Origin of the sequence: Paraburkholderia sp. RL17-373-BIF-A (genome assembly GCF_046030175.1) — a bacterium.
Classification (GTDB): Bacteria; Pseudomonadota; Gammaproteobacteria; order Burkholderiales; family Burkholderiaceae; genus Paraburkholderia.
On the sequence record NZ_JARESO010000346.1, the window covers coordinates 1 to 741 of the forward strand.

The following is a 741-nucleotide window of genomic DNA, read 5'->3' on the forward strand; positions in this document are numbered from 1 at the left end:
CGAATACCCGAAGCTTCAGATATTAATGAATCCCGGCCTAGCCTCCTATCGGTTACACGCCAAAAACTCAATAGCGGTCTCGATGACATCGCCAAGGTCCATGAGGTCGGCGGCCAGCTCGTCGCGCGGTCTATCATCAGCGATTCAAGACACGGGAGCAGGCAAAGTGCGCTGTCAGCAAATATATCGAGCTGTTCCACAACCGGCAGCGGACGCAGGCACGTCTCGATTACCTGTCGCCCGTTGCATTCACACAGCCATACTATCCGAATAAGCTCGCTGCTTAACGCGTTGGCGTCCACGGTTTCCGACCGACCTCATGTCAGCCTGCTGGGTGGACTTGTCACCGCCGCCCAGCATCACGATCACGACCTCGCCGTGCTGGACGTAGTACAAGCGCCTGCCTGGCCCGAAATGTTCGCGCATCTCGAGCACGCCTTGTCCTACAGGCTCCACGTCGCCCAAATTGCCAAGCTCATTGCCCATCGATTTACGTACTCATGCTCAGTTTGCGCTCATCACAGGCTGATTTTCCCGCGCTAGGATACTACCAGCGACGCATAATGCATCGCCCCGTGATCTTCAGTGATCTTTTCGTCTCCTCATATCTCCCTCAGATATGATCTCAGCCCTCCGCCCCGGAGGGCCTTTTTTTGGTGCGCGAGCGTTGACCATCGAACCGGGATCACGCGACGGCGACGGGATGTCAGTACCGGATTCGATATACTCGACGGGCTGCAC

General features: G+C 56.7%; 1 pseudogene. It reads left to right on the plus strand.

Going from position 1 to position 741, the window contains the following annotated elements:
* Positions 1–128: 128 nt before the first annotated feature.
* Positions 129–287: pseudogene (locus P0D80_RS50775) on the plus strand (IS3 family transposase); the annotation flags it as partial.
* Between the last annotated feature and the right edge of the window lie 454 nt (positions 288–741).